The sequence below is a fragment of the Nocardia rosealba genome, from assembly GCF_020216065.1.
Lineage (GTDB): Bacteria > Actinomycetota > Actinomycetes > Mycobacteriales > Mycobacteriaceae > Nocardia > Nocardia rosealba.
Genome location: NZ_JAIWNA010000001.1, coordinates 834,482 through 853,200, shown reverse-complemented (window position 1 = coordinate 853,200; position 18,719 = coordinate 834,482). Strand labels below are relative to the sequence as shown.

At 66.3% G+C, this 18,719-nt stretch carries 20 protein-coding genes; 10 read left to right on the top strand and 10 right to left on the bottom strand.

Annotated features, from left to right (window positions below; all coding sequences use genetic code 11):
- The first annotated feature begins 25 nt into the window (after window positions 1-25).
- Both LDL21_RS03865 and LDL21_RS03860 read left to right on the top strand, forming a co-directional pair.
- A complete protein-coding gene (locus LDL21_RS03865; protein WP_067491255.1) occupies window positions 26-979 on the top strand; it encodes an alpha/beta hydrolase in 954 nt (317 codons plus the stop codon).
- A 92-nt stretch (window positions 980-1,071) separates the two neighbouring features.
- Window positions 1,072-2,865: an AMP-dependent synthetase/ligase gene (locus tag LDL21_RS03860; RefSeq protein ID WP_225278807.1), complete on the top strand. Its 1,794-nt coding sequence runs from the start codon at window positions 1,072-1,074 to the stop codon at window positions 2,863-2,865.
- 64 nt (window positions 2,866-2,929) lie between these two features.
- Here the strand turns inward: LDL21_RS03860 and LDL21_RS03855 are convergent, their stop codons facing one another.
- The gene (locus tag LDL21_RS03855; protein ID WP_225278806.1) at window positions 2,930-3,640 is read right to left on the bottom strand and encodes a cutinase family protein; all 711 of its coding nucleotides are present in this window, start codon (window positions 3,638-3,640) and stop codon (window positions 2,930-2,932) included.
- A 269-nt stretch (window positions 3,641-3,909) separates the two neighbouring features.
- Here LDL21_RS03855 and LDL21_RS03850 point away from each other — a divergent pair, with 269 nt between their 5' ends.
- Entirely contained in the window at window positions 3,910-4,221 is a 312-nt protein-coding gene (locus tag LDL21_RS03850) for a hypothetical protein (protein ID WP_225278805.1), read from the top strand.
- Here the strand turns inward: LDL21_RS03850 and LDL21_RS03845 are convergent, their stop codons facing one another.
- A complete protein-coding gene (locus LDL21_RS03845) occupies window positions 4,222-5,688 on the bottom strand; it encodes a DHA2 family efflux MFS transporter permease subunit (protein ID WP_225278804.1) in 1,467 nt (488 codons plus the stop codon).
- Between LDL21_RS03845 and LDL21_RS03840 the strand changes: the two genes are divergently transcribed.
- The 6 genes from LDL21_RS03840 to LDL21_RS03815 all read left to right on the top strand — a co-directional run bounded on the left by LDL21_RS03840 (window position 5,681) and on the right by LDL21_RS03815 (window position 9,310).
- The gene (locus LDL21_RS03840; protein ID WP_225278803.1) at window positions 5,681-5,872 is read left to right on the top strand and encodes a hypothetical protein; all 192 of its coding nucleotides are present in this window, start codon (window positions 5,681-5,683) and stop codon (window positions 5,870-5,872) included. The two genes, LDL21_RS03845 and LDL21_RS03840, sit on opposite strands and share 8 nt — an antisense overlap.
- A complete protein-coding gene (locus tag LDL21_RS03835) occupies window positions 5,869-6,537 on the top strand; it encodes a DUF4328 domain-containing protein (protein WP_225278802.1) in 669 nt (222 codons plus the stop codon). Before LDL21_RS03840 ends, LDL21_RS03835 begins: the two co-directional genes overlap by 4 nt.
- A gap of 56 nt (window positions 6,538-6,593) precedes the next feature.
- Complete coding sequence (locus tag LDL21_RS03830; protein WP_225278801.1) at window positions 6,594-7,010, top strand: WXG100 family type VII secretion target; 417 nt, start codon at window positions 6,594-6,596, stop codon at window positions 7,008-7,010.
- Window positions 7,004-7,306, top strand: a complete 303-nt coding sequence (locus LDL21_RS03825) for a WXG100 family type VII secretion target (RefSeq protein ID WP_225278800.1) — start codon at window positions 7,004-7,006, stop codon at window positions 7,304-7,306. The genes LDL21_RS03830 and LDL21_RS03825 overlap by 7 nt, the downstream gene beginning before the upstream one ends.
- A 322-nt stretch (window positions 7,307-7,628) precedes the next feature.
- Complete coding sequence (locus LDL21_RS03820; RefSeq protein ID WP_225278799.1) at window positions 7,629-8,912, top strand: hypothetical protein; 1,284 nt, start codon at window positions 7,629-7,631, stop codon at window positions 8,910-8,912.
- 2 nt (window positions 8,913-8,914) lie between these two features.
- A complete protein-coding gene (locus LDL21_RS03815) occupies window positions 8,915-9,310 on the top strand; it encodes a DUF6188 family protein (protein WP_225278798.1) in 396 nt (131 codons plus the stop codon).
- Between the two features lie 416 nt (window positions 9,311-9,726).
- Here LDL21_RS03815 and LDL21_RS03810 read toward each other — a convergent pair whose 3' ends face one another.
- The 3 genes from LDL21_RS03810 to LDL21_RS03800 all read right to left on the bottom strand — a co-directional run bounded on the left by LDL21_RS03810 (window position 9,727) and on the right by LDL21_RS03800 (window position 12,915).
- The gene (locus LDL21_RS03810; RefSeq protein WP_225278797.1) at window positions 9,727-10,314 is read right to left on the bottom strand and encodes an SMI1/KNR4 family protein; all 588 of its coding nucleotides are present in this window, start codon (window positions 10,312-10,314) and stop codon (window positions 9,727-9,729) included.
- A gap of 124 nt (window positions 10,315-10,438) precedes the next feature.
- Window positions 10,439-12,001, bottom strand: coding sequence for an acyl-CoA carboxylase subunit beta (locus LDL21_RS03805; RefSeq protein WP_225278796.1), 1,563 nt, complete (start codon window positions 11,999-12,001; stop codon window positions 10,439-10,441).
- A gap of 89 nt (window positions 12,002-12,090) precedes the next feature.
- Window positions 12,091-12,915 (bottom strand): glycine betaine ABC transporter substrate-binding protein, encoded by an 825-nt coding sequence (locus LDL21_RS03800; protein ID WP_225278795.1) that lies wholly within the window; start codon window positions 12,913-12,915, stop codon window positions 12,091-12,093.
- Between the two features lie 226 nt (window positions 12,916-13,141).
- Between LDL21_RS03800 and LDL21_RS03795 the strand changes: the two genes are divergently transcribed.
- On the top strand, window positions 13,142-14,062 hold the full coding sequence (locus LDL21_RS03795) for an ABC transporter substrate-binding protein (protein WP_225278794.1): 921 nt from the start codon (window positions 13,142-13,144) through the stop codon (window positions 14,060-14,062).
- 5 nt (window positions 14,063-14,067) lie between these two features.
- Here the strand turns inward: LDL21_RS03795 and LDL21_RS03790 are convergent, their stop codons facing one another.
- The 5 genes from LDL21_RS03790 to LDL21_RS03770 all read right to left on the bottom strand — a co-directional run bounded on the left by LDL21_RS03790 (window position 14,068) and on the right by LDL21_RS03770 (window position 18,718).
- Window positions 14,068-14,277 carry a hypothetical protein gene (locus tag LDL21_RS03790; RefSeq protein WP_225278793.1) on the bottom strand — a complete coding sequence of 70 codons (210 nt, stop codon included), beginning with the start codon at window positions 14,275-14,277 and terminating at the stop codon, window positions 14,068-14,070.
- A gap of 85 nt (window positions 14,278-14,362) precedes the next feature.
- Window positions 14,363-15,583, bottom strand: coding sequence for an NAD(P)-dependent malic enzyme (locus tag LDL21_RS03785; RefSeq protein WP_370465663.1), 1,221 nt, complete (start codon window positions 15,581-15,583; stop codon window positions 14,363-14,365).
- Between the two features lie 427 nt (window positions 15,584-16,010).
- Window positions 16,011-17,549 (bottom strand): FAD-binding protein, encoded by a 1,539-nt coding sequence (locus tag LDL21_RS03780; protein WP_225278792.1) that lies wholly within the window; start codon window positions 17,547-17,549, stop codon window positions 16,011-16,013.
- A 51-nt stretch (window positions 17,550-17,600) separates the two neighbouring features.
- The gene (locus LDL21_RS03775; RefSeq protein ID WP_225278791.1) at window positions 17,601-17,867 is read right to left on the bottom strand and encodes a hypothetical protein; all 267 of its coding nucleotides are present in this window, start codon (window positions 17,865-17,867) and stop codon (window positions 17,601-17,603) included.
- Window positions 17,864-18,718 carry a PHP domain-containing protein gene (locus tag LDL21_RS03770; protein ID WP_225278790.1) on the bottom strand — a complete coding sequence of 285 codons (855 nt, stop codon included), beginning with the start codon at window positions 18,716-18,718 and terminating at the stop codon, window positions 17,864-17,866. Before LDL21_RS03770 ends, LDL21_RS03775 begins: the two co-directional genes overlap by 4 nt.
- Window position 18,719: the final 1 nt, after the last annotated feature.

The window sequence follows — 18,719 nt, the reverse complement described above, 5'->3', positions numbered from 1 at the left end:
CCCTCTCGAGATCCAGGAAAACGCCATGCGCGAGTTCAAGATTCCGCTGCCGGTGGTTCGCGCGCTGCTCGATCCGGTGTTCCGGGTGACGCTGCACGCGCGACTGCCCGTCGCCGTGCAGCGCACCCTGCTCGACGTGTCCTCCCGGCTGCAGTTCATGCCCGACGGCGCCGTCGTGCAGCAGTTGCAGCTGGGTGGGCGCCCCGCCGAGCGGGTGATCGCCGAGATCGCGATCCCGGGTTCGCGTACCCGGGCCGTCCCGCCGGAGCGCGCGGCGGGCGCGATCCTGTACCTGCACGGCGGCGGTTACGTGGTCGGTTCGCTGGCCACCCACCGCTCCCTGGTCGCCAGGCTGGCGCTGGAGAGTTGCTGTGCGGTGTACTCGCTGGACTACCGGCTGGCGCCCGAGCACCCCTTCCCGGCCGGCCTCGACGACGCCGAGGCCGCGTTCCTCGATCTGGTGAACAACGTCGGCTACCAGCCGGATCAGATCTGTCTGGCCGGCGATTCGGCGGGCGGTGGACTCGCGCTCGCGCTGGCCCAGCGGCTGATCGAACGCCACAAGATGACCCCGGCCGCGCTCGGGCTCATCGCACCGTGGGTCGACCCCACCGACCCGCCGAGCCGCGACCGTGACCTGGTGATCAACCGGGCGTGGTCGCGACTGTGCGCCGCCCACTACCTCGGCGACGGCGACGCCACCACAGCGGGTTACGCCCCGCTGTCGGGCAACCTGATCGGCCTGCCACCCACCTATGTGCAGGTCGATGTGAGCGAACTTCTGCACGACCAGTGCCGCACGCTCGTCTCGGCCCTGCGTGGAGCGGGCGTGCACGTCCGTTTCACCGAAACCCGCGGCCTTTGGCACGTCGCGCAACTGCAGGCCGCGCTGGTCGCCGAGGCCGCGCTCGCGCTGCGCGAACTCGCGGACTTCCTGCGGGAAGCAATCCAGCCCGTATCGATAGACGACTTACGATAAAGCCAGGTGACGGGCATTTCGGGCGGCGATATCGCAAGCGGGCCGAACGTGTCGTAGATTACTGGCGAGTAGAACCCACTGGAAGGGCACTGATGCGAGAGTTCGAAGTTCCGGCTTCCTACACCATCCCGGACGATGCGAACAATTCCGACAACGTCTTCCGCTTCGGCGAGGAGACGCCGAACGCGGTGTTGTTCAACGTTCCGAACGGCAGCGGCGGCTGGAATGACGTCACGGCGGCACAATTCGCGAAAGCCGTCACCGGCGTCGCCAAGGGCCTGATCGCCTCCGGCGTCGAACTGGGCGACCGGGTCGCGATCATGGCGGCCACGCGATACGAGTGGACGCTGCTCGACTTCGCGATCTGGGCCGCCGGTGGCGTGACCGTCGCGATCTACGACAGCTCGGCCGCCGAGCAGGCCAAGTGGATCCTGCAGGATTCCGAGACCAAGCTGCTGGTCGTCGAGAACGACAAGCACAAGGCGACCATCGACGAGATCGACGCCGCGTCGCTGCCCGCGCTCGACGAGACCCTGCAGATCGACAAGGGCGCCGTCGACACCCTGACCGAGCGTGGTGCCGACCTCGACGATGCCGTGGTGCACGAGCGCCGCAAGCAGGTCGGCGCGGCCTCGCCCGCCACCCTGATCTACACCTCGGGCACCACCGGCAAGCCCAAGGGCGTGCAGCTCACCCACGCCAACCTGTGGGCCGAGTCGCGCTCGGGTGGCATCGAGCTCAGCGCGTTCGTCGCCGAGGGCCAGAAGACCCTGCTGTTCCTGCCGCTGGCGCACGTGTTCGCCCGCGCGGTGGCGCTGATCGCCTTCGATTCCAAGGTGACCATCCGCCACTCCTCGGACTGGACCACGCTGGTCGAACAGTTCGGTGAGTTCAAGCCGGACTTCATCCTCTCGGTGCCGCGCGTGTTCGAGAAGGTCTACAACTCGGCCAAGCAGAAGGCGCACGACGGCGGCAAGGGCAAGATCTTCGACGCCGCCGCCGAGACGGCCATCGCCTACAGCGAGGCGCTCGAGAAGGGCAGCCCCGACCTGCTGCTCAAGCTCAAGCACTTCGTCTTCGACAAGCTGGTCTACAGCAAGCTGCGTGCCGCTCTCGGTGGTCAGTGCCTGGCGGCCGTGTCCGGTGGTGGCCCTCTGGGCGCGCGCCTCGGCCACTTCTTCCGTGGCGTCGGCGTCACCATCTACGAGGGCTACGGCCTGACCGAGACCACCGCCGCGTTCAGCGTGAACACCCCGACCCACATCCGGGTCGGTTCGGTGGGTCGCCCGATCCAGGGCCACGCCGCCAAGATCGCCGAGGACGGCGAGCTGCTGCTCAAGGGTTCGGTCGTGTTCGGCGGCTACTGGAAGAACGACGAAGCCACCGCCGAAGCGTTCGAGGACGGCTGGTTCAAGACCGGCGACCTGGGTGCCATCGACGCCGACGGCTTCATCACCATCACGGGCCGCAAGAAGGAAATCCTGGTCACCGCGGGCGGCAAGAACGTCTCCCCCGCCGTGCTCGAGGACTCCCTGCGCGCGCACCCGCTGATCAGCCAGGTGATGGTCGTCGGTGACGGTCAGCCGTTCATCGGCGCCCTGATCACCCTCGATCCCGAGGCCCTGCCGGGCTGGAAGGACCGCAACGGTGTCGCCGCCGACACCGCGATCGAGAAGCTGATCGAGAACGAGGCGCTGGTCGCCGAGATCCAGGCCGCCGTCGACGAGACCAACAAGAAGGTCTCCAAGGCCGAGGCCATCAAGAAGATCCGTATCCTCCCGGTCGACTGGACCCAGGAGACGGGCGAGCTCACCCCGAAGATGTCGCTCAAGCGCGCCGTCGTCATGAAGCAGTACGCCGGTGAGGTCGACAAGATCTACAGCTGACGTAGCTGATCAGAAAAGGCCGGTTGCTTTGTGCAACCGGCCTTTTCGTTGTTCTCGGTACGTTTCAGAAGCGCTGGGCCGCGAATTGGGCTGCGGTGACGGTCATTCCGTTGACGCTGTAGAGGGTGTGCAGGGCATTGGGGTAGGCCAGCGGCGAACCGTCGCAGATGTTGTCGCCGTCGATGCACAGGTCGATGGTCTTGTTCCGGTAGGACGCGCCGATCGACAGCGCCGGGGCCGCCGCGTCACGCAGGAACCGCTCGGAGGGCTTGCCGAACAGCACGACGGCGGCGACGTGCTCGACCACCTCGCCCCGCATCGGTTCGGGCAGGTACCGCTCGTATTCCGGCGGAACCCCCTCGGGCACACCGGCACCCGTCGCGAACCCGGCCAGCGCCGCACCCTGCGAATACCCGCCGAGCACGATCCGCGTGCCGGGACAATTCGCCGCGACGAACTCCACTCGCCGCTGCGCATCGTCGATCCCGCGCACCACCGACTGCGCGAACCCCAGCCGATCCGCGAAATCACTACTGGCTGGATAGTCGACCCCATAAACCCCCACCGACCGCCCACCGGCATTCGCCCGTAGCGCCTCGACAAAGGACATCCCGGTCACCCCGACCACCCCACCCGGCTCCGCGGTTCCCCGCGCGAACACCACCTCCACATCGGAACACGGCGCCGCGTAAGCGGACTGGATGGGCGATACCACTGGAATCGCGGCTGCCAGGAACACTGCAGACACGAATCGACGAAGAGAACGTGCTGTCATGCCGCGCAGACTACCTACCGGCGGCGTTGACCAGCCCCTTTCCACACCGACTCGCCGACCGAATGTGTCGCATTACGATCGTGATACGCTGAGTCGTGTTCGATGCCATCCTGTGGACACCCGAGTCGGAAGCGCACATCGCCCGACACCAAGTCGAGCCGCACGGGTCAGGGAGGCTACCGAGCGCCCGTTCCACACGATGCCAGGCCGCGAGAGCACCACTCTGCTCCTCGGCCGCACGTACCACGGCCCGGAAAGCGAGATGAAAAATGGGTGATGTGGACAAGGCCCGCGATTACTACGACAACGTCGATATCGCGGACGAGATCGAAAAGGCGAACCTGACAGCACACGCGGGTAACGAGCCCGGTAGCGCAATGGCGTCATACAGCGTGCGCATGCCCGCCGCCGTGCTGGAGGAAGCCCGCAAGATCGCGAAAGGTCGCGGAATCACGACCGGTGCGTGGCTGCGAGAAGCGATCGAAGCCATGATTTCGCGGAACCGCGAAGACGAGGAATCGGTCCCGATCTCAGTGCTCTTGGCAGCGGCCGAGGAATACCGCCACCGAAAGGCTTCTTGATCAGGAGCTCTGTGTTGCGACTTCCGGTTTCGCCGCCGCCGACTTCGCGTGGCCGACGAACAGGGCCGAGGCGAGCACGCCCACGAGCAGGATGGCGGCGGGCAGCAGCATGGACTGGGCCAGCGACGTACTGAATTCGTCGATGACGTGGGGTGGTAGGGGGCCGGTGCTCGCGCCCTCACCGATCGGGGCATCGCCGCTGAGGCCGTTGGCGCTGAGCCGGGCGGCGATGAGGGCGCCGATGGCGGCACTGCCCAGGACCGAACCGACCTGGCGGGTGGTGTTGTAGACACCGGCGCCCGCACCGGCCTGGGTGACCGGCAGGTTGTGGGTGGCGGTCGAGGCGAGCGGAGCCCAGATACAGGCGTTGGCCAGACCGGCGAGACCGCCCACGATCATGAACGCCACGATCGAGGAATCCGGCTTCATCAGCACGGCGAAACCGACGATGGAGGCGGCGAACAGTGAGAAGCCCGCGGTGGGGATCAGGCGAGGCGGTAATCGGTCGGCGAATTTACCGATGAACGGCGCCGCGATACCGGTGACGATCGCCATCGGCGCGAACATCAGTGCCGATGTGGTCGGTGACATCTCCCGCACGCCCTGCAGATAGAAATAGGCGGGCACCATCATGGATGTGACGGCGGCGCCCATCGCGGCGATCGCCAGATTCGACAGGGCAAAATTGCGGTCGGCGAACAAACTCAACGGCACAAGCGGTTCGCCGGTATTTCGCGCCTGATTGACGACGAACAACACCAGCATCACCACACCGAACGCGATCAACGCCCAGATCCACGGCGCCCAATCCTGCGCATTGCCCTCCTGTATTCCGAACACCAGGGCGAGCATGCCGATTCCACTGAGCAGCACACCGACGAAGTCGAACTTGTGGTCGCTGGTCGGCAGGGCGGGCACCAGCCACATCGCCAGACCGAACGCGATGACACCCACCGGCAGGTTCACGAAGAAGATCCATTCCCAGCCGAGCCCGTCGACCAGGACACCGCCGAGAATCGGGCCGATCAGCGTCGCCAGACCGGCCACCGCACCCCACAGACCCATCGCCGCACCGCGCCGGTCCGGCGGGAAGGTCCTGGTGATCACCGCCATCGTCTGCGGTGTCATCAGCGCGGCACCGATCCCCTGGGCGGCGCGCGCCGCGATCAGCATCCCGATGCTGCCCGACAACCCGCACCACAGCGACGCACCGGTGAACACCGCCAACCCGATCAGGTAGATGTTCTTCGGCCCGAATCTGTCCCCTAATCGCCCAGTGACCAGCAGCGGCACCGCATAGGTGAGCAGATAGGCGCTGGTCACCCAGATGACATCGGTGATGTCGGTGTGGAACGCGCCCATGATCGCCGGATTGGCGACGGCGACGATCGTCATGTCCAGCAGGATCATGAAGAACCCGACCACCAGCGCGAACAGCGCCAGCCATGGATTGCGTTCGGTGGTCATCGATACGTCCTATCGAGGGATTGATCGGGTGACGATCCGGCCGTTCATGATCGTCGCACTGCCGAGCCTAGGCCCGGGCACCGACACGAAGCCCGGCGAGCATCTGCTGCGCCTGGATAAGCCCTTCTGGCTGGTCAAGGCTGCGGTACCGTGGGGAAATCTCGACAGGGGGAGTGGAAAATGAGTCATCCCATAGCTTTTCGTGCCGTGCGCGGACTCGGGACCGCGGTGGTGGCGCTGATCGCCGTGATACTTGTGCTCGAAACAGCCGGGGTCGTGGTGCGCTGGCTCGGCTATCGCTCGGTCTCCGGACGCTACGAGGGCACCGTGAGCAGCGCCGAGTACAACGCGGCCCGCGACATCATGATGCCGCTCGAGGTCGGCATGTGGCTGCTGTCGGTGCTGTTGATGTTCGTCACCTGGATCATCCTGGTGGTGTGGATGCTGCGGTCCCGAAACAACGCCCAACTGGTCTCCCCCGCTCAGCATCACCTCTCCGCGCCATGGGCGTTCTGGGGCTGGGTGGTCCCCGTCGTCTCACTGTGGTTCCCACCCCTGTTCCTGCACGACATCACGAGAGCATCGAACCCCCAGCAACGCGGCACGCCCCTAGTGCCCCTCTGGTGGATCGCCTGGCTCACCGCCTGGCTCACCTTCTGGACCGGCTCCGTCCTGACAGCCGCCGGCATCTCCGAGGACCACGACACCATCCAAACCCTGCGCGACGCCGAGGTCGACTCCCTGTTCACCTTCAGCCTCCTACGCACGGTCGCCACCCTCCTCTTCATCGCCGCAGGAATCCTCCTGTCCACCACCGTCCTGAAAATCACCCGCACCCAATCCCACTGATCTCCGTCACGCCTCTAAATTAGGACGTGCGTCACATTGCTCGCGCAAAAGGAACCATGGACTGGTGCGTCGCGTCCAAATCGGTGAAGCAGCGCAATTTCTCGTTGCTCACACGAAACGCCATCAAAGAGGAGGATCGCATGACTGATAGCCCAGGCGGGGCCACGTTCGCGATCGTGCCGCAGGAAGTCACGGACGCTGGGCAGTACGTCCAGCAAGTCGCCGAGTCCCTGATCAACGGCTTGAGCTCGCTGGATTCCGAGATCGCCGGCGTGCTCAGCAACTGGCGTGGGACATCAGCCGACGCGTTCACCGCTGGCTGGGCCGAAACCAAGGAGGGCGGCGCTGACGTACTTGACGCGTTGGCCGTGATCGCCGAGCTGTTGGGAGTAACCAGCAAGACCATCGCCCATGAGGACAACTCGGGCGCTAGCAACCTCAGCTCGCTTGACCTTCCGACGTTGAATTGGTAGAGAATTCCCGGCCATTCCGGGTCGATCTGGACGAGCTTGACCAACTCGTCACTCGCGTATCCGGCTTCACCGGTTTCCTCAACGAGAGCCTCGATGGGCTCAAACAGCGAATTGCCGCTGTACAGCAGACGTGGCATGGTCAAGCCGCAGACGCTCAGGATGCGGCCTTCCGTGAGTGGCATCTCGGTGCCACCGAAGTTGTCGAAGGCATCGACGCGATGCGCGCTGCGGTACGGGCCGCACACACCCGCTACACCGCTGCCATCGAGGCCAACCGACAAATGCTCGGCCGCTGATGAGCAGTACACCTCGCCATCCCGACGGCCTGACCTATGTATGGGCAGATCTCGCTGCTCGGGCCCGACTGGCGTCTGCAAGTTGTCGCCGAACAGAACCAAACCCGTCCGAGCCCTGGTCAACGGCGGCAGTTGCGATGAGGGCTAGGAGACCCACCAGGAAACCTTGGCAGCGGGCCCATGTCGGTTAGCGAGTCGTCGATCGCGGGGGTTGAAGGCGGCCACGCCGCAGCAGACTCCGTCGAATCGGCTCGTACCATCAGAAGCTCGCGAAATCTATTGAATCCGCGACCGCACTGAGATAAATATTGAGGTATTCACGGTGACCACTCTTGTCGTTGACCCCATGGTGTATTCACTGGCCGGATCATCGCTATATTCGTGGGCGACAGAATATCAGAAGTTCTATTCAGCGCAAATGACCGCATTGTCTGACACGGGCGGTATGGGCGGCAACGTTGGAGAATCGCTGGACTGGTCGAAATCCTACGATACAAATGTCTCCACCGCAATGAACATGACCGAGCTGTTGATCACCGCCATGGGAAACTATGCAAGCATCTTGCAAGAACTCGGTTACAGCTACGCGTACGCCGACTATGAAGAAGGCTCCGGTCGACCCGAACCGATTACCCCGACTCCTTTCGCGCCTACATGGCTTTCTTGCGTAGTACCGCCACCATCGGCCGGCGGCCCCAATAGTGGCCTATTCGACGATGTCGGTTTCGCAGTTGGCGCATTAGAACAATTCGGCTGTACCATTCCCGACGGCGAGCCACATAAGTTGGAGACCGCCGCGAATGTGTGGTTGAAATTCGCTGGAACGTCCGGCGTTGGCAATCTACCAACCTTGCTGGAGAATCTTGCGCGGTCGTTCGACAGTGAAACCGCACCCGAATTGTCCACGGTGGACGATGACATCCGCCATATGAAGGATTCAGCCGAAAGAATCATCGGCCTCTACACTGAACTAGGCAACGCGTGTAACCAACATCGCACCGCGATCCTGGACTTCCGCACCTATCTGGGCCAACTCCTCACTGACCTTGCCCACGATCTGGCTGAAGAGATCGCGGAAACGGTTATTCTCAGCGTGATCGGCGGTGCCCTTACCGCAGGGTTCGGAGCAGCGGCGATCGCTGCAGCCAAAGCCGGCAAACTCGCCGTCAAACTCAAGAAGTACGTCGACCGTGTTCTCGAAGCCAAACGCCTAGCCAAATTCACAAAAATCCTCGACAAGGTAACCGAAGACGCTCAAGCCAAGAAGTCAGAAATTCAACGCATCGCCGACCTACTTGCCAAACGCCTCGATGAACTCTGGAATAAGCCGTGGAATGCACTGCACAAACGGCCCGATAATGTTCCTGAAGGCTGGGTTTCGAAGCAGGCCAGGGGGGATGGTGTAATCTGGCAGAAGCCGGGTTCCGTGGGCGATGCTGATACAATCAGAGTTATGGCGCCCACTGATAGATATCCAAATGGATACGTCAAATTCACAAATTCACACGGGCAGCCACTGAAACTCGACGGAAAACCTGGATCAAAAGCGGAAACACACTTTGATCTCAATGCCGACGGCACATTCACCCTTCCAAAAGGTTGGTAACCATGAATAGTCTCCCCATTATCGGTTTGCTCTGCAAAATCAAAACTGTCGAGCCGATGCTGTCTGTCGATCTGGGCGCTGGAAAATATCAACTGATGGCAGAATCAGGCGTAGCGGTGCGCAGCACTACTATCAGCGCGTCCGGCGAGGAACCGGCAGAGATTGAAGATGCATTAGTAGCGGCTATTGATAATCGTTTGATCACGAGTGCCCACATCGGCCAAGACGGCTCACTGTCGATGCGCTTAGCCAACGATGTCGATGTAACTTTCCTCCCGGACCCAGATTATGAATCGTGGTGGATAGTCGGAATCGATGGATTCCGTGTCGTATGCCTGCCTGGCGGCGGTCTTGCGGAATGGGATCCCGAGCCCGTATCCAACGACAAACACCTTTAGAAAGCACCACGTCTGAGCATGCTCATACAGTGCAGGATCTCGAAAGTCTCAGGGTCTGCGATGCAGTGTGGTATCTGTTCGGACCGGTGACCCGCTCATCAGGACTTTTTCACACGGATAAGAGCCCAGGAGCGCGACGAGATCCTGAGCGAGCTCGAGCAAGACTGTATCACCGCCGGCCTACTCCAGGCGCCTTCCGTAAGTCATGAAAAGGCTCTTGACGGAGGTCGGTGCAGAGCTGATGGGTGTCACGCTTTTCGACTAAAGCCCGGTTGATAATGCCACGCGGGCATCGCCGCTTCCGCCTGACGCAACAATTCATTTCGTTCGATCAGTCCCCTCGCTCGGCATGATCATCATCGACACCGTCACAGCCGTCCGCACGAAAGAGATATCTCCCCCAGTGCCAGAATGCGTCATCTGTGCCAGCGCAGGGTTGCCGCAGTGACAGTGGGATGGTGGCCGGCGAATGGTGTGCCGGATTCCAGGCTGTTGGCGAGGGTGGTGAACAAGTCGGTGAGGGACGGCCACAACTCGCCCTCCGAGGCGCCGGTGGCGCTGTATTCGGCGATGCAGCCGGAGCGGGCGCCGGGGCGGGTGTCGAGGAACAGGGTGGAGCCGTCGAGGTCGGCGAACGGGATGAATTCTGGGAGGAAGAGTTCGCTGGGTGAACCCGCGGGTTCGGCGCTGAGGGTTGCCGGGTCGTAAGCGGCGGCGTACTCGGGGATCCGGTTTCGCTGGTCGTCGATGATCCCCAGCCACATCGTCCAGACGCGGTGGGCGCCGGACAGGGTGAGCAGGTCGTGGTCGGGGAGGAGGCGGGGTGGGAAGTGGTCGACGTGGTTGAACAGGACGGCGAGGTCGGCGGGGATCCGCTCCCACCAGCCGTGCGAGACGTCGGCGGGATCGTCGTCGTCGGTCGCCACGGGGGCCAGTGTCGACTCCACCCAGTTCTGGACGCGGGTCAGCGGGGCGGTCAGGGAGCGGGCCGGCGAGTCGGTCATAGTCGCCGGTCCCGCCGGGAGGGGGTCGAGGTCGATGCGGCGGCTCTGATCGGCATCTCTCGAGTATGGCGTCCGAGGCGGGCCGAATCGTGTTACGCGCCGCGTGGACTCGGCCCGCTGTGATCTAGATCGGCGAGATCGTCCGGCGCTTGCCCGGCACCCGGTCGGGGCGGCGGGGCTGAACCCGGCCCAGCGCCTCGAGCAGCAGCTCGCGCGTACGCGACGGCAGGACCACGTCGTCGATGCCGAACCCGTCGGCAGCCAGCAGCGGATCGATATTGGCCTGGAAGAGCTTGATGAGCTGGGTGCGGCGCTCGGCGGGGTCGGGGGCGGATTCGTAGTCGGCGCGGAAGGCCACGTCGACGGCGCTATCGATCGGGATGGCGCAGATCTCGGCGGTCGGCCAGGCCAGCGACAGATCCGCGTCGACGCTTCGCCCACCGCCCATCACGATGTAGGCGGCGCCGTAGGCCTTGCGGGTGACGATGACGAAGCGCGGCACCGTCGCGTTGGCGAGTTCGTAACCCAGGCGCGCACTGCGCCGGACCAGGCCGGTTTCCTCGGCGGCGGTACCCACCAGGAAACCGGGCAGGTCGATGAGGATCAGCAGCGGCAGGCCGAACGCGTCGCAGACGGCCACGAAATGGGCGGCCTTCTCACACGCCGCGCTGTCGAGCGCACCCGCCAGGTGCAACGGCTGGTTGGCCACCACACCGACCGGGCGGCCGCCGAGGCGCACGAACGCGGTCACCACATTCGGCGCGTTGGTGCGTTTGAGTTCGAAGAGCGTGTCGCGGTCGGCCAGGGCCTCGATCACCTCGCGCACGTCGTAGCCCGCACGCAACGAGGCGGGCACGAGTGCGTCGATCTCGCCTGCTCGGTCGCCGGGTTCGAAGGGAGCCGTGCCGAGCACGGGAGCGCCGTCGGCCGACGGCGGAAGGTAGGACAGGTAGAGCCGGATGGCGTCGATGGCCTCGTGCTCGTCGTCGGTGACCACGTCCACGACACCGCGTTCGGCCTGGATGTCGGCGCCGCCGATCTCGTCGTTGCTCAGGGTCTCCCCCGTCGCGGCCTGCACGAGCGGCGCAGACGACATCCCGATGGTGCCGATCCCCCGCACGATGGTGACGAAGTCGCAGCAGGCGGCGAGATTGGCGGGGGCGCCGAAACCGGGACCCATCATGGCCGCAACGATCGGGACGTACCCCGACAGATCGGCCAGCCGCATCAGCAGCCGCGAACCCGGCGCGGCCAGTCGCGAATCGAGCGCCTCCTGCATGCGGTGCCCACCGCCGTCCATCAGCATGACGAGCGGAATCTTGTCCAGGAGTGCGCGTTCCACGCAGCGGTCGAGCTTGGCCATGCCGGTGGCGCCGTTGCTGCCACCGAGCACGGTGAAGTCGAACGCGGCCAGGGCGAGCGGGCGTCCGTCGACGTAGGCGATGCCGGTGACCACACCGTCACCGGGCGCGACCAACGGCGCGGCACCGGCCTGGGCGGGTCCGGGTCCGGCGAGCGCGCCGAATTCGTAGAAGCCGCCGTTGGCGAGCAGCGCGACCCGTTCGCGCGCGGTCAGCTTGCCGCGGGCGTGCTGTTTGGCGACCTTGTCGGCGCGCGCCTCGTCGGTGACCGCGGCATAGGCCTCGCGTACCCGTTCGATCAGCGGGTCCACCTCGGGATCTGCCACGGCACACCTTTCACCCACGACGGCATCGCTCGTTGCCGCGTCGGTGACGACACTAGCGTTTTTGGCTCAGTGCCAATAGTTGATCCGGCTCAGAGACCGTGCGCGTTCAACCAGCCGCGCGCGGCGTCGGCGGGCGCTGTCCCGCCCTCGACCTGCCCGAGCAACTCGACCAGCCCCTCGGTGGTCAGCTCGCCCGCGACGTAATTGAGTTTCTTCAGCCGCGCACGGTCGAAGATGCCCGAGCGGAACAGCGCGAGGACGTTCTGCGTGCGCAGGTCGTAATTCTTGTCGTCGAGGACCACGAAATCCTCGATCGCCGCGACCGGACCCGACAGGACGGCGACCTGAACGTCCCCGTGGCGCAAGGCTTCGAAGAGTTGCGCCGAGGACGGATAACGCACCGTCGCGGCGAAGGAGCAACCCTCGACGCTTGGGGGTTCGGTGCGCGCGAGCCCCGGCACCTCGACGAAGCCGGCCGTGGCGTTTTCGCAGGTCAACGCGTCGACAGTGCGCACGTTGTCGCGGGCGGCGGCCTCCTGAGTGACCAGCAGTCGCGCCCGCAGGTCGGTGCCGTCGGCGGCGTCCGACAGCGACAGTCCCTGCGGCAGTGCCGCGTTCACGGCCGCGCCGACGTCTTCGGGCTTGCGCGCCGAGGACGACGGATTCCATCGATCGAGCAGGGCGCCGTTGCGCGCGGGCAGGACGGCGATCCGCCCGGCATCCAGATCAGCCACGGGCGCGGCGGACTCGCTCACGACGGACGTTTCCATGCCCGTGCGAGCCAGTGCCTGGGCGTAGATCTCGGCGAGCACCATCGCTTCCGCCGAACCGTCGGCGCCGACCGTCACGACCGGGCCCGGTTCGTCACCGGCACAGGACGCGAGGGCGAAAACGCAGGTGGCGGCTACCAACACGGCCGCGCTCCGCCGCAGGGCGCCCGAGATCATCCGCCGACACCAACTTCCTGTCTTTGCCGTCAACCCCCGCAATTCGCCGCGACGCGGGGCAATATGAACACCCAGAATGTACCTGCGGCGTCCGCGTCGCACGCACAGCGCACTGCCCGCCTTTGCCGGAAGGACTCCAGTGAGAACCTCTGCACACCGACAATGTCGACCGGCACACCGCATGGTGGTGCGGATGGGCCGGATTCTGGCCGCCGCGGTGGCACTGGCCGCCGCGATGGTGGTGGCGTCGTGTGCCGACTCCGATCAGCAGCTGGCGCGCGGCGATTGCGCCAGTGACGAATTGATCATCGGCTCGGCCGATTTCGCCGAGTCCGAGACCGTGGCCACCATCTACTCCGAGGTGCTGCGGATCAACGGTTTCAAGGTGGCGACGAAATTCGATTTCGGAAATCGCGAGGCCTATCTACCCGCCGTCCGCCGATGCGTCGTCTCACTGGTCCCCGAATACACCGGAAACCTGCTGCGGTACTTGAACAAAGACGCGACCGCGACCTCCCCGGCCGAGGTGGACACCGCGCTGACCAGCGCGCTCGGTGAGGACCTCGCCATCGCCACCCCCGCCCCCGGTCAGAATTCCGACGCGGTCGTCGTCACCCGGGCGACCGCGCAGCGCTGGAACCTCACCACCATCGCAGACCTCGCACCGCATTCGGCCGAGACGACCTTTGCCGCCAAACCCGAATTCGCCGATCGCCCCGGCGGCCTACCCGGTTTACGCAAGAACTACGGCCTCGATATCAACGCCCAGAATTTCGTCGCCATCGCCGACGAACCGGAGACCGTCCGTGCCCTGATCGACGGCCGGGTCACCGCCGCCGATATCTACACGACCTCACCGGCGATCATCCAGAACGACCTCGTCGTCCTCACCGACCCCAAGAACAATTTCGCCGCCCAGAATGTGGTCCCCCTCTTCCACGCCGCCAAGAAGACCGACAAAGCCGTCGCCGTCCTCGACGCGGTGTCGGCCGAACTCACCACCGCGGAACTGATTTCCCTCAACACCGCCGTCTCCGGCGCCGCCAAGATCGAACCCAAGGCCGCCGCCCTCGCCTGGCTCACCGCCCGCGGCCTCGACACCCCGATCGCCTAGGCGATTCAGTCGTCGCCGAGCAGCGCACGCAGATGCGGATCGTCGGCGAGCACATCCCGCATCCTCGCGCGTTCACGAGTCCGCTGGGCCTGGGCGTGAATCCAGTCCTGCACCGCCTGCACGACGGCCACGTTCACCGAGATACCGTCGGCCTCCGCCGCGCCTGCCAGCTGGGCTTCGACCTCATCGGGAAGCTGCACGGTGATCGTCTTCATCACCTCATGATCCCACCGCGCACAGGTGGACGACGGCGGCCCCGCTCCTAGGGGAGCGGGGCCGCTGTCAGTCGTGCGTTGCCGATCAGGCGACGCCCTCGCGGCGCGCGGCCTCGGCCACGGCCTCGGCGACGGCGGGAGCCACGCGCGGGTCGAGCGGGCTCGGGATGATGCGGTCGACGGCCAGTTCGTCGGCGACGACGTTGAAGATGGCGTCGGCGGCGGCGACCTTCATGCCCTCGGTGATGCGGCGAGCGCCCGCGTCCAGTGCGCCCTTGAAGACGCCGGGGAAGGCGAGGACGTTGTTGATCTGGTTCGGGAAGTCGCTGCGGCCGGTGGCCACGATGGCGGCGTACTTGGCGGCCACCTCGGGGTGGATCTCCGGGTCGGGGTTCGACATGGCGAACACGATCGACTCGGGAGCCATCGAGGCGATGAGCTCCTCGGGGATGGTGCCCGCGGACAGGCCGAGGAAGACATCGGCGCCGGCCAGGGCGTCGGCGGGACCACCGGTCAGGCCACGCGGATTGCTGCGGGCGGCCAGGTCGGCCTTCACGCCGTTGAGGCCGTCACGACCGATGCTCACGATGCCCTTGGAGTCGAGCACGACCACATCGGGAACGCCCGCGGCCAGCAGGATGTTGGCGCACGCCACACCCGCGGCACCGGCACCGGAGACGACGACCTTGAGCGCCGACATGTCGCGGCCCTGCTGCGCGGCGGCACCCTTGAGCGCGGCGAGCACCACGATGGCGGTGCCGTGCTGGTCGTCGTGCATGACCGGGCAGTCCAGCGCCTCGATGACGCGGCGCTCGATCTCGAAGCAGCGCGGCGCCGAGATGTCTTCCAGGTTCACCGCACCGAAGCTGGGGCGCAGGCGGATCAGGGTCTCGACGATCTCGTCGGGATCGGTGGTGTCGAGCACCAGCGGGATCGAGTTGAGGCCCGCGAACTTCTTGAACAGCGCGGCCTTGCCCTCCATCACGGGCAGCGAGGCGCGCGGGCCGATGTCGCCGAGGCCGAGCACGGCGGTGCCGTCGCTGACGACAACGACGAGGCGATCGGTCCAGGTGTAGGTCTTGGTGAGGGCGGGGTCCTCGGCGATCGCGCGGCTCACCTGGGCGACGCCGGGGGTGTAGGCGATCGACAGGTCGCGCTGGGTCTCCAGCGGCGCGCTGAGCTCGACCGACAGCTTGCCGCCGAGGTGACCGGCGAAGATCTCCTCGTTGGTGATAGCAGCGAGGCTGGCTGCGTCATCGGCCTGGGGCGCCGCGGTGGCATTCGGTGCGTCAGTCACAGGTGACACGATTTCACTCCTGCTCGAGTCGGGCTCAACCGGGGGACGGTTACCGCCGGGTTTTTCTGAAAGCCGCGTTTATCTGGAATACGGGATACATGACGCTCATCGGGTGCGCGGCCGCCCGCGTTTCCGGACGGAACCGGATGCGGGGCGCGACACTGAACCGCGGAGCGGAGCCGGACGGGTGGTCCGGGCGAGCAAACGGGTCGACCTTCGGCCACGACGGTGCGTCGCGACGCGGACGGTCTCCAACATCCCCGAACCCGGCGGTGGCAAGGGAAGGGAATTCGCACCATTCTGCCAGCTCGGCCGACCGGTTGCCAAACCGGTGCGGCGTGTCAACGAGCTGGGCGTCATCCGTCGAGCGTAGCCGTGTCGAATTGCCGTGGAGTTAGCGAAAACTCGCAGCACCGGTGCGGTCACCGGTGAACAGTCACACCGTGACGGTGGTGTTCGCGGTGAGCTCGCCGCCGCGCGGGTCGGGCCGCTGCTCCGGGCGCACCCAGACCTCGTCGAGGCCACCACAGCGCAACCTGAGCCGCCACTCGGCCAGCACATCGGGATGGTCGATGCGCCGGTGGATGCCACGGCTCTCGGTGCGGGTGAGGGCGCTGTATCCGGCCCACCGGGCGACGGCGAGCAGAGCGGCGGCCTCGCGGGCGCGCAATCGCTCGGCACCGGTTCCGCCGAGCTCGAACCGGGCGCCGGGCCACATGGCGTCGAGTTCGGCGATGCTGTCGGTGAGGCTGTCGGCGCTGCGCCGGAAGCTGCGGCGTAGCGGCAAGGTGTGTTCCTGGACGAGTCCGATCACCGAGCGCGGGTCGATGTGAGCGTGTGGACCGAGTCCGGCTCCGGGCGCAGGCGGCAGGGCGACATCGTCACGGAAGGCGGTGGCCGCGCGGGCGGCGCCCTCCCCTGCCCAGCTACCCGAGGCGAGCGCCCAGGCGCCACGCAACCCGCCCGAGCACCCGGCAGCCCCGGCGACGACCTCACGACCGGCGACGCCGCCCGCGGCGAAGAGCCCGGGCACGGTGCTCGCGCAGTCGGCGCCGGTGAGTGCCAGCCCGCCGGAGCCGCGTACGGTGCCGTCGAGCACCGCGCGCACCGGCACCCGGCCCGCCGTGTCGACCGCGCCTTGCCTGCGCAGCCAGTGCCCGACCACCTCGGGCACGTCGTCGAGCGCGGCGAAGACTCGGCTGCCGTCGGCGATGGCGGCCAGCGCCGCGGACGTGCGGCCGGGAAGCTCGGACCCGGATTCGTCGTAGAAGGTGGTGAAACGTACCGCGAGCCCACTGGCGATCGTGCGATGCGGGTGCACTCGGGCGAGCACCGGGGCCAGGACGTAGGCGCTGGAGAATTCCATGCCCGACAGCTCGGCACCGGCCTCCGCCGCCATCAGCAGGCCGTCTCCGGTGTTCACCTCGGTGCCCGCGCCGCCGGACCCGAACGCACAGCCGCCGGTGGCGACGACCACCGCACCGGCACGAATCGTCCAGCGCTGAAAGTTGTTGTGCCGCTGCACCCCTGATGCACCGACCACCCGGCCCGAGCGATCGACGAGCAGGTGCAGTGCGGGGTGGTGATCGAGGATGCGCACGCCGGCTTCGAGGGCGCCGCGACGCAGTCGGCGCAGGTAACTCGCACCGTCGAACCGGATCCGTCGCGGGTCGGCGACCTGCCTGCCCGACCAGTTCCGCAACCGCTCGTGCGCCTCGTCGATCACGCGGTGCAGCCAGGCCGGATCACCGAGGCCACCGCCGCGCACCAGCGCGCGCTCCACGGCTTCGGCCCGTGCCTGACCAGGCGGTATGTCCCACACCGTGGTCGCACCGTAGACACCCGGGCCGCTCGAACCGCTCCGGCTCTTGTCGACCAGCACCACCCGCGCCCCGTGCGCGGCCGCGGAGACGGCGGCCCAGAGCCCGGCGGGTCCGCCGCCGAGAATCAGAACATCCGTCTCCAGGTTGCCCATACTGAGAGATATTCGGGCACAGTTCACCCTTCCGCAACCATTAGCGGACTGTCATCCCCACCACTGTGTCCACAGCAGGGCGCCGGTCGTCACGAACACGACGGCCGACCCGGCCAGAGCCGCCGCCCCGCGCCGCCGATCCGCGATGATCTGCGCCCCGACGACGACCACCGTAACCAGCACATGCCAGGTCAGGGATTCGCCGCCCGGCCCGGGAAAGTCGCGGCGCGCACCGATCAGCGCGGCACCGACGACCACACACAGCAGCGCGACGACACCGCCCGCGACCACCCCGCTCAGCGCCCGGACCGCCGTCACGAGGAGACCACCGGAACCCCGCTCGCCTTGCCGATCAATACCTCGAACTGTTCCGGATCGGTGCGGCAGGCGCCGATCTCGATGGTCTTGTTGCTGCCGTGGTAGTCCGACGACCCGGTGCGCACCAGGCCGAGCTCGCCGGACAGCTCGGTGAGTACCGCGCGATCGGCGTCGCTGTGATCGGGATGGTCGATCTCGAGGCCGGTGAGACCGAGCCCGGCCAGGTTCCTGATCTCGTCGAGCGCGAGCAGCCTGCCCCGTTTGCGGGCCCGCACGTGGGCGAGCACGCTCACCCCGCCCGCATCGGCGATGAGCTGCACCGCGCGCGGCAACGGCGTATCCACCTTCTCCGCGTAGTACGGCCCGTGCGGGGCGAGCAGGTCGACGAACGCGGCGTCGACACTGGCCACCACACCCGCCGCGACCAGTGCCCGCGCCAGATGCGGACGCCCCGCGGCCGGTCCGGCACCGGCCAGCACGGCCTCGGGGTCGATCGGCAGCCCGTCGGCCACCATCAACTCCGCCATGGCACGCACCCGTGCGATGCGCTCGGCCCTCAATCGTTCACGTTCCTCGGCGAAGCCGCGGTCGGCCGGGTCGAACAGGTAGGCCAGCAGGTGCACCGGAACGGGAAAACCGTCCTCCCCCATGCCCGTACACGACATCTCCATCCCGCGTACCAGTGTGAGTCCCGGCGGACGCGCCGCTTCTGCCTCGGCCCACCCGCCGGTGGTGTCGTGGTCGGTGATCGCGACGACGTCGAGCCCGGCCGCGGCGGCGTGGCGAACCAGTTCGGCCGGTGTGTCGGTGCCGTCGGAGGCGGTGGAATGGGTATGCAGGTCGATGCGCACA